The organism is Winogradskya humida (genome assembly GCF_016862215.1).
In the GTDB taxonomy this organism is placed as follows: domain Bacteria; phylum Actinomycetota; class Actinomycetes; order Mycobacteriales; family Micromonosporaceae; genus Actinoplanes; species Actinoplanes humidus.
In genome coordinates this window covers 70,730-77,975 of sequence record NZ_BOMN01000008.1, presented here as the reverse complement: position 1 = coordinate 77,975, position 7,246 = coordinate 70,730, and the positions used below count along the sequence as shown (strand labels likewise).

7 protein-coding genes and 1 riboswitch are annotated in these 7,246 nt (G+C 69.5%); of the genes, 4 read left to right on the top strand and 3 right to left on the bottom strand.

Annotated features, from left to right (window positions below):
• Positions 1 to 169: 169 nt before the first annotated feature.
• The 3 genes from Ahu01nite_RS02485 to Ahu01nite_RS02475 are packed head-to-tail and all read right to left on the bottom strand — an operon-like array spanning position 170 to position 2,906.
• Positions 170 to 940 carry a TVP38/TMEM64 family protein gene (locus tag Ahu01nite_RS02485; RefSeq protein WP_203834698.1) on the bottom strand — a complete coding sequence of 257 codons (771 nt, stop codon included), beginning with the start codon at positions 938 to 940 and terminating at the stop codon, positions 170 to 172.
• A 39-nt stretch (positions 941 to 979) separates the two neighbouring features.
• Complete coding sequence (locus Ahu01nite_RS02480; RefSeq protein ID WP_203834697.1) at positions 980 to 1,696, bottom strand: type 1 glutamine amidotransferase; 717 nt, start codon at positions 1,694 to 1,696, stop codon at positions 980 to 982.
• Complete coding sequence (locus tag Ahu01nite_RS02475) at positions 1,686 to 2,906, bottom strand: MurT ligase domain-containing protein (RefSeq protein WP_203834705.1); 1,221 nt, start codon at positions 2,904 to 2,906, stop codon at positions 1,686 to 1,688. The genes Ahu01nite_RS02480 and Ahu01nite_RS02475 overlap by 11 nt, the downstream gene beginning before the upstream one ends.
• 469 nt (positions 2,907 to 3,375) lie before the next feature.
• Positions 3,376 to 3,545, top strand: a riboswitch (cyclic di-AMP (ydaO/yuaA leader).
• A 6-nt stretch (positions 3,546 to 3,551) separates the two neighbouring features.
• On the opposite strand from Ahu01nite_RS02475, the gene Ahu01nite_RS02470 reads away from it, so the two are divergent.
• From Ahu01nite_RS02470 to ftsL, 4 genes are all read left to right on the top strand, one after another.
• The gene (locus tag Ahu01nite_RS02470) at positions 3,552 to 4,388 is read left to right on the top strand and encodes a C40 family peptidase (protein ID WP_203834696.1); all 837 of its coding nucleotides are present in this window, start codon (positions 3,552 to 3,554) and stop codon (positions 4,386 to 4,388) included.
• Positions 4,389 to 4,907: 519 nt separating this feature from the next.
• Positions 4,908 to 5,339 (top strand): division/cell wall cluster transcriptional repressor MraZ, encoded by a 432-nt coding sequence (mraZ, locus tag Ahu01nite_RS02465; RefSeq protein ID WP_203834695.1) that lies wholly within the window; start codon positions 4,908 to 4,910, stop codon positions 5,337 to 5,339.
• 244 nt (positions 5,340 to 5,583) lie between these two features.
• Complete coding sequence (gene rsmH / locus Ahu01nite_RS02460; RefSeq protein WP_203834694.1) at positions 5,584 to 6,633, top strand: 16S rRNA (cytosine(1402)-N(4))-methyltransferase RsmH; 1,050 nt, start codon at positions 5,584 to 5,586, stop codon at positions 6,631 to 6,633.
• Positions 6,634 to 6,659: 26 nt separating this feature from the next.
• A complete protein-coding gene (gene ftsL / locus Ahu01nite_RS02455; RefSeq protein WP_438874752.1) occupies positions 6,660 to 7,244 on the top strand; it encodes a cell division protein FtsL in 585 nt (194 codons plus the stop codon).
• Positions 7,245 to 7,246: the final 2 nt, after the last annotated feature.

Genomic DNA, 7,246 nt, shown 5'->3' with positions numbered 1-7,246 from the left:
AACGCCGAGCGCTCAGGGCCAGAACCAAGGCCCAGCGCTCAGGGCCAGAGCGCTCAGAGCCGGGGCCGAGCGTCAGAGCAATAGCCGCGGCCGAGTGTTAGAGCAAGCAGCCAGGGCCGAGCGTTAGAGCCACGGCCGGGCGGCGGAGTCGGGGCCGGGCGGCGGGGGCTCAGGCTGTGATGGCGGCGGGGGTGAGCTCCGCGGCGGCGGTGCGCTTCGCGGCGCGGCGCCAGCGGTAGACGATCGTGGTCGTCAGGGTGATGCCGATGGCGGCCGGGGCCAGGGTCAGGGGGTTCATGGAGCCCGGGGAGGCCACTGCGGCGCCGATGACGGCGTAGGAGATGGCTGAGGGGATGGAGGCGATGGTGGTGCCGAGGAGGTAGCGCTTGCGGCAGACGGAGGTGGTGCCGTAGGCGTAGCCGATGAGGCCGAAGGGGGCCAGGGGGAGGAAGCGGACGAGGAGGACCGCTGACAGGCCGCGGCGGTTGAGCCAGCCGTCGAGGCGTTCCATGCGGCCGCCGTTTTTGCTGCCCAGGGCGCCTCGGCCGGCCCAGCGGCCCGCGTAGTAGGTCGCTACGGCGGCGATGATGGCGGCGGCGAGGGCGGTGGCGGCGCCGGTGGCGGGGCCGAGGAGGGCTCCGCAGGCCAGGGTGATGGCCGTGCGGGGGACCAGGACCGAGAGGAGCAGGCCGCCGACCACGGCCACCGCGACTGCGGCGGCCGGGCCGAGGGCCAGGACGGAGTGGGCGATCGACTGCAGGGGCAGGACCATCGCTGCCACGCCGAGGGCGGTGACGACGGCGCCGAGGATGCCGAAGCGGACGAGGCGGTGGCGCCAGGTCGCGGGGGTGTTCGGCTCGACCGGGGTGGGGTGCTGGCTGACCTGAGGGTCCGTGGCGGGGGTTTCGATGCCCCGCGGGGCGATCAGGATGTCAGTCATGCAGTGGTTCCCCTAAGGTCTCGTCGGTGTAAGTGCGGTTTACACGGCGCTTGCTGCGGCGAGTCTCTCGCCCCTGAGCCGCTCGGGCCAGGTGTCGTCGAGAGGTGCAAGACTATCCGCGCCGATCGCCCAGCGCAGTAGCAGATCGGCTATAGCTGGGTTGCGAGCGAGTGCGGGGCCGTGGGCGTACGTTCCGAGGATCTTGCCGTTCCAAGCGCCCTCGGTCTGTCCGTCATTCCCGATGCCGGCGGTGACCCGTGCGAGTGGTGCGACGCCGGGGCCGAGGTGGGTGCGGCCGCCGTGGTTCTCGAAGCCGGTCAGTGGGGGCAGGCCCAGGCGGGGGTCGATGTCGCCCCGGACCTCACCGACGGCGCGGGTCTCGCCCCGGTCGGAGTTGATGTCCAGCAAGTCTAGCCCGCGGCATTGAGCACCCTTGGCGAAGAACGAGCCACCGAAGAGCTGGTAACCCGCGCAGACGGCCAGGACGGCCGCGCCCTGGTTGACCGCGCGGTGCAGGCCGCCGTCGGCGATGAGGCGCTGGGAGGCGAGCGCCTGGGGGCCGTCCTCGCCACCGCCGATCAGGTAGATGTCCGCGGTGGTGGGCATCTGCTGGTCGGAGCGGACCTCGTAGGTCTCCACGGGGATGTTCCGCAGGGCTGCACGGCGGGCCAGGATGAGCATGTTGCCGCGGTCGCCGTACGTCGAGAGCAGGTCTGGATAGATCCAGACGATGCGCAAGGTGCTCTCAGTTGACACGGTCCAACTCCGCTCGGATGTCCTGGAACGCCGTGTAGTTGGCGATCACTTCGAGGCGCCCCGGCGGTGTGGCCTGAACTGCCTCGTCAAATGTATGCACGTGCCGGAAGGCCACAGAGTTCACTTCTAGGCGTACGGCGAGGTCGTACGCACGGTCACCGGTGATGAAGACCTGGCGTCCGCGCAGCGGGGAGAAGTCGACGTCGTACAGCCAGGACGTGTCGAAACCGTCGGGGTCCCGCGCGTTGATGGAGAGCAGGGTGGGGGCGACCTCGGCCATGTCGAAGGCCTCGAGCCAGCTGGCGGGGTTCTTCGCCAGCAGCAGCCGGATGTTGCGGCCGTCCCGGTCGACCTGGGCGTAGCGGCCGGCGACGGAGGCGACGCTCGCCAGGCGGGGGACGGCCTCGATGGGGCGGACCCCGAACTCGGCCGCCACGGCGAGCGCGGTGGCCGCGTTGCCGACGTTGACATGCCCCGGGAGCTGGAGTTTCACCAGGTGCCAGTCGCCCTTGGGGTCGACGACACCGTCCTCCTCGACGCGCCACTGGGCCACCGGGCGGCGCAGCGGGCAGCCGGTGCACCACCAGTCGCCCTGGGCGCGGTTGATGGGGGAGCCGCACTCCGGGCAGACCCAGGAGTCGTCCATCCAGCGCTGGCCGGCGCTGAACCAGACGACGTGCGCGGCGTTGACGGCGGACCAGACCACCATCGGGTCGTCGGCGTTGGCGACCACGTGCATGTCGGGGTGGGCGGCGAGGGCGGTGCGCCACATCTGCGCCATCATCGCCACCTCCTTGGCCCGGTCGAGCTGGTCGCGGGAGAGGTTGAGCAGCGCGACGACGCGCGGCGTGGTCTCGTCGATGACCCGTGCCAGGTAGTGCTCGTCGACCTCGAGGACCGCGAACGGGGTGGAGCCCGCCCTGGCCAGCGCCGAGGTGTGCCCGGTGGGCATGTTGGCGCCGAAGGAGTTGGTGGCCACCGGTCCGAGAACGCCGAGCGCGGCGGCCGTGAACCGGGTGGTGGTGGTCTTGCCGTTGGTGCCGGAGACGAGCGCGATGGCCCGGCCCGACGCGAGGTTCCGCAGGAGGTCCGGGTCGATCTTGAGGCCGATCCAGCCCCCGATCACCGAGCCGTCGCCGCGTCCCGCTGCTCGCGAGAACGCGGCCGCTGTGCGCGAGACGGAGCTCGCGACCTTGGCCCGCATGGGCATTTTCCCGTCCGTCACGGCGACGAGGGTACCGGAAACGGACACTACGTCGAGTGGTCGCATGACGTGCCGGGGCCTGGGTGGGTAGACAGTCGTCGATGAACCGCCGAATGGATGATCAGCATCGGTCGTCCGGCGGTGCATTAGCGCCGGTAGGAGTGTTTGAGAGGGCATTCGCCCGACCTGTGACGCGTCCATGATCGGTGCCGGTGCGGCTTTTTGTGTGTTCTGATTCACCCGTAACCTTCGGCTCTGCGTAATCACTTATGCGCGATGTGTAGCGGCATTTGTCACGCTGAAGGAGCAAACCGGACATGAGTCACCGTGCCAACCACGGAGAGTAGCGATCGACGACCCTGCAATCGGCAGGAAATTCAGGTACCAAGGTCAGGCCGGTGAGCATTCGCCCACCGCTCGCACCGAACGGATCACACCGAGCCCTGCCCCGGTCCGTACGGCGCGACCAGAGAACCTGATCGACCGACCGAGGCATGCGGGGGCAGGGACGGGGGACCCAGATCCGGTCCGTATTACGAGCCGACGCCGGCTCGCGGACCTTGGGGTGAAGCCGCGAAACTGCGGCCGGGCGCAGTTCCCGCCCGAATCCGACAGCTAACCTCGCAGGTGTGCCGGAGGGATTTCTCTACCGTGCACGAAAGCACCGCTACCCGTGGCCGTCGCATCTCCGTCGGCACCGGTACCGCCGCTCTCTCCCTGGGTCTCTGCCTCTGCGCCGGTCAGCTGATCGCGCCCTCGGCAGCCTCCGCGGCCGCTCCCGTCACCGCAGCTCCTGTGGTCTCGGCGGCAGCCGCGAAGGTCAAGCCCAAGCTGACCGTCTCCTACACGAGCCGGTCGGTGAAAAAGGGAGCCACCATCAAGGTGACGACCAAGCTCATCGACCCGCGGACGGGCAAGAAGCTCGTCAGTGGTTCGGTGCGCCTCCAGACCCTGGTGGGCGGCAAAACCTGGAAGACGTGGCAGGTCAAGGGGAACAACTCCGCTGGATCGGTCACCTTCACCACCAAGCCCGGCGGAACCGCCTGGTACCGCACGACCTTCAGCGGCACCACCGGCGTGACCTCCGGTGCGACCGGCGCGGTCAAGATCACGGTCAAGAAGACCGCGGTGTCCAAGGGCGCCAAGATCCTGGCCGAGGCCAAGAAGCACAAGGGCGCGCTCTACAAGTACGGCGCCACCGGTCCCAGCCGCTTCGACTGCTCGGGCTTCACCAAGTACGTCTACAAGAAGGCGGTCGGCAAGAGCCTGCCGCACAAGGCGAACTCGCAGCAGAAGTACGGCAAGGCCGTCAGCAAGAGCAACAAGCAGGTCGGCGACCTGATCGTGTTCCGGTCGGGCTCGTACGGCTACCACGCGGGCATCTACGCCGGTGGTGGCTACATCTACGACTCGCCGCACAGCGGTGCCCGGGTCGGCAAGCACAAGATCTGGAGCAGCAACTACGTCGTACGGCGCCTCGCCGCCTGACGACAGCTCCCGATGTAGCGGCAAAGGACAGTTCCGTGGGGCGCGACCCGATATGGGTCGCGCCCCGCTGTCGTTTTCCCCCTCGCGCGCGAGCGCGCAGCCGCGCCTAGCGCGCGGGAGCGCACGCGCGCGCGTACATGCGCGGGCGTGCGCACGCGCGCGGAGCCCCGTGAGTGGCGAAAATTCATCCGCCCGGAGTGGTCTTCCTCATCTTCCTCCACTTCTCTCCCCGATCCCCTCCACGGGGCGACGGAACGCCCGTTTTCGATGGAGTTTCGTGCCCACCTGGGCGGCTTGTCGGAAAGTGGACCATGGTCCGGGGCGCTCGGCCCTCCACTCCGCCCCCACCGCTCCTGACGTGCGCTTTCGTCTGCGAATCAGGCTCGCGGACGGCCCGATTCCGGTTGCGGGTGGAGGGAAGTGGAGTAGAGTGGAGCGCAGTGGCAGGCCGTGACGGACCTGCCGGCCCGAGACACCGGGGCGGTCCGCGAAACCGCCGGATGGGCAGGGGGTTGGCCGATGTTCCTCGGCACGCACACCCCCCGCCTGGATGACAAGGGCCGGCTGATCCTTCCGGCGAAGTTCCGGGACGAGCTGGCGGGAGGTGTCGTGATCACCAAGGGGCAGGAACGTTGTCTGTACGTGTTCCCGATGCCGGAGTTCCAGCGCATCGCGGGACAGCTCCGGGACCAACCGGTCACGAACAAGCCCGCCCGGGCCTACAGCCGGGTGTTCTTCGCCAGCGCGCACGACGAGATCCCCGACAAGCAGGGCCGGGTCACCATCCCGGCGCACCTGCGGGAGTATGCGGCCCTCGATCGTGAGCTGGTGGTGATCGGGGCGAGCACCCGGGTGGAGATCTGGGACAAGCAGTCCTGGGAGCAGTACCTCTCGGCGAGCGAGGACGACTTCGCCGACATCGAGGAGGGGGTGCTGCCCGGCGGACTGTAGGCGTGGCATCTGCCGGCCGAGCGATTCGGTCCGGACGTCGCTGCCGCCGTACTGCGAGATCTCCAGCCGCTCCCGCTCCTGGCGCCTCTTCCCCGGTGCCAGGCGTGTGTCCAGAGGGCGCGCCCGAACGGCAAACGGGCACGAGCGGATGGGGATCTGGCGGTACGGAAAGACGAACGGACGAATACCTGCCTCGGTAGCGGATACTTCGCCAGCCGGGTGACACGTGGAAAGAGCTGGGGCTATGGGGGTCGACATGGGGGAGCTGCGCGGCACGCACGTGCCGGTGCTGCTCGAGCGTTGTCTCGAGCTGCTGGCCCCCGCGCTGGAGCTGTCCGGCGCTGTGCACGTCGACTTCACGCTGGGACTGGGCGGGCACGCCGAGGCCGTGCTGGAGCGCCATCCGGGGGTGACGCTGGTCGGGCTCGACCGCGACCCCGAGGCGCTGGCCCACGCGCGGCACCGGCTGGCACGTTTCGAGGGGCGTACCCATCTGGTGCACGCGGTCTTCGACGAGCTGCCGAACGTTCTCCGCGAGCTGGGCCTGCCGGTGTTCCACAGCGGGCTGATGGACCTGGGCGTGTCCTCGTTGCAGCTGGACGAGGCGGACCGCGGCTTCGCCTACTCGAAGGACGCGCCGCTCGACATGCGCATGGACCAGTCCACGGGGATCACCGCGGAGGAGCTCGTCAACGGCTACGAGCCGGGCGAGCTCGTCCGGATCCTGCGGGTGTACGGCGAGGAGAAGTTCGCGACCCGTGTGGTCTCGGCGATCGTCAAGCAGCGCGCGAAGGAGCGGATCGTCTCCTCGTCGCGCCTCGCCGACCTGGTCAGGGACGCGATTCCGGCCGCGGCACGGCGAACGGGTGGGAATCCCGCGAAAAGAACGTTTCAGGCACTACGCATTGCGGTAAACGGGGAGCTCGCCGCCCTCGAGTCCGCGATGCCGTCCGCTTTGGACCTGCTCGCGCCCCGAGGGCGACTTGTAGTCATGTCGTACCACTCCTTGGAGGACCGGATCGTCAAGCGGGCCCTGGTCGAGAGGGCCCGCAGTACCGGCCCGATCGACCTGCCGGTCGAGCTTCCCGGCAGCGGTCCCAGTGTGCGGTTGCTGACCCGCGGGTCGGAACCGCCGACGGACGAGGAAGTGGCGGAGAACCCGCGAGCGGCTTCGGTGAAGCTGCGCGCGGCGGAACGGATCGACGAGCACGGCCAGGCACCGGGTGCCGCCCGCGAACGGGCCCGGATGCCGGCACATGGGGGACGAGGGCGAGCACGCCCGGGGGCACGGTAGAAGGGGGAGGGGCATTGAGCGAGCGCATGGGCAGGGCGTCGCGGTCGGGGGGCCGGACCGCGAGCCAGCAGGACAAGGGACGTAAGGCATCGAGCGGTGCCGCGGGGGAGCGACAGTTCCCGGTCCGGGGCACCTCAGCGCTGAAGCTCGACGCCGACCAGCAGCAGCGGGGCGAGGTTTCGTCGCCGCGCCTGCGGGTCGCGCCGCCGATGCCGATCAACGCGCCGCGCGCGCCGTTCATCGCGCTGGTGGTCGGGATCGTCGTCGCCGGGGTGCTGGGCATCCTGCTGATCAACACGAAGACGGCGGAGAATTCGTTCAAGCTGGACTCGCTGCAGAAGCAGCAGTCGACTCTGGACGCTCAGCAGCAGGCGCTGCAGAGCGAGATCGACCGCAAGGAGATGCCGGGCAGCCTGGACGCGGCCGCCAAGCGGCTCGGCCTGGTCAAGGCGGACTCGCCCGCGTACATCCGGCTTCCCGACGGCAAGATCTTCGGGGTGCCGACGCCGGGCCGGGGCCAGCAGTCGGTGACCGCCCAGACTCCCGAGGACGCCGCTGCCGCGGCCGACGCGGCGAAGAAGGCGGCGCCCAGCACGGTTGCCGGGCAGTAACG

Excerpts from the sequence above, each read along its gene's own strand:
- Ahu01nite_RS02475 (WP_203834705.1), bottom strand. The coding sequence starts at position 2,906 with ATGCCCATGCGGGCCAAGGTCGCGAGCTCCGTCTCGCGCACAGCGGCC.
- ftsL (WP_438874752.1), top strand. The coding sequence starts at position 6,660 with ATGGGCAGGGCGTCGCGGTCGGGGGGCCGGACCGCGAGCCAGCAGGAC.
- mraZ (WP_203834695.1), top strand. The coding sequence starts at position 4,908 with ATGTTCCTCGGCACGCACACCCCCCGCCTGGATGACAAGGGCCGGCTG.
- Ahu01nite_RS02485 (WP_203834698.1), bottom strand. The coding sequence starts at position 940 with ATGACTGACATCCTGATCGCCCCGCGGGGCATCGAAACCCCCGCCACG.
- rsmH (WP_203834694.1), top strand. The coding sequence starts at position 5,584 with ATGGGGGTCGACATGGGGGAGCTGCGCGGCACGCACGTGCCGGTGCTG.